The organism is Streptomyces sp. NPDC048411 (assembly GCF_040704695.1).
Lineage (GTDB): Bacteria > Actinomycetota > Actinomycetes > Streptomycetales > Streptomycetaceae > Streptomyces.
Map to the genome: position 1 here is coordinate 1 of NZ_JBEZKL010000300.1, position 1522 is coordinate 1522.

The following is a 1522-nucleotide window of genomic DNA, read 5'->3' on the forward strand; positions in this document are numbered from 1 at the left end:
CACACCCCGGCGGATTGACCTGGGGCGGAGCTCCCGCCCCAGGTCTCCACGCAGGTACGTCCAGGTGGGCCGACAGACAGCGGTCAAACGGCGGTGCCCTTGCCCTGGTTGCGGGAAGGCTGCGGCCCAGCCAGTGGAGGCTGACAGATCGCGTCTTGACCCGCCGGGACTAGGCAGCGTCGCCAGCGGAAGGGCAGAGAGGATCCGATCGTCGTCCCGACGAAGTCGCCGATGTGGCGGCAGTATTCGGGTTCCCGCGATCTGACGTTTTGTGACCGTACGTGACAGAACTGTCTGACTGGGTGACCGAAAAGGCTCTTGTGGCTGCCGGAATTCCTGATTTGATCTACGAGTCGCGAAGATCAATCCAAGGGGAGTGGCATGCTCAACGCAAAGGTAATGGGACGTACCTGCGGCGTACTGCTGGCTGCGAGTGCACTTACGGTCGGCGCCGCGTCTACGTCAAGTGCTGCTGCAGCAGCTATCACTAAGACCGCAAGCTGCTCCACCACGGGGGCATCTGGATCGTCAGTTTCAGTGAACGGCTCGGATCCGCGTGGTGAAGTGGCGGTGACCTTGAGCGTGAAGGACACATCAGCTGACGGCCACCACGTCCGGGTGCGATACCTCACCAAGACCGACGGCGGTTCCACCCTCACATGGCCGTGGCATTCCAACACCGGTGGCAGCGGTACCACGAAGGTGTGGGAAACCACTGCTCAGAGCAGCTATGGCATCTACGAGAAGGGTGTTCAGATAGCACGCTTCGAGGGGGACACGCTGCTGAACTCGTGCACTGACTGGGCCTAACCCGCCCCCGTTCGGCATGGGCGGGGCGCATCATCGCCGTTGTGAGCACTGACCGTGGGGGTGTGGCCGCGGTCAAGCGGCTTCTGGGGTAGCGCTCTGCAACTCTTGGCGCTGCCCTGTGGGGTCGGTATGGGGCGCCACATCCAGCGACTGAGGAAGTGCCTGGTCCGCGGGCATGCTGGGCGCGGTCTGTAAATCTGCCGGCTCAGCCTACCCAGGTTCGAACCCTGGCGCCGCCACACGAACGGAAGGGTCCGTGAGCAGCAGAAATGCTGCTCGCGGACCCTTTTTCATTGCCTGGCGCCAGTAGGTCTCTATAGGGCCTTTGCTCCACTCTGCCTCACTAGATCTCGCGTGGTGACCAGCATTCGTTACAACCAACTGACCGCACCGGCAAATTCGCCGGAGCCGCGGCCGGAGACCTCGTCGCCCGCGACAAGACGGCGTCCTGTGGCTCACCCTTGGCAAGGGAGACGGTACCTTCGCGCCCCGCGTCAGCATCGGTGCCAGCTGGGGCTCGTACCGCCGCCACCTCCTCGGTATCGGCGACGCCGACCGGGACGGACGGCCAGATCTGTACGCCTCGGGGTTCGACACCAGTAGCGCCGATGGCGTCCTCTACTGGAGGGCACAGGCAACTGGCGAGCCCCGTTCCATCCGCTGACGGGGATCTCCCTGATCTCCGGCTCCTTCCGCTCGTCGACCTCTTCGC

The 1522-nt window shown here is 63.9% G+C and carries 2 protein-coding genes; both read left to right on the forward strand.

The window, feature by feature from the left end; genetic code table 11:
* Positions 1-582 precede the first annotated feature (582 nt).
* Positions 583-810, forward strand: a complete 228-nt coding sequence (locus AB0915_RS39150; RefSeq protein WP_366696174.1) for a hypothetical protein — start codon at positions 583-585, stop codon at positions 808-810.
* Positions 811-1309: 499 nt separating this feature from the next.
* On the forward strand, positions 1310-1474 hold the full coding sequence (locus tag AB0915_RS39155) for a hypothetical protein (RefSeq protein WP_366696176.1): 165 nt from the start codon (positions 1310-1312) through the stop codon (positions 1472-1474).
* Positions 1475-1522: the final 48 nt, after the last annotated feature.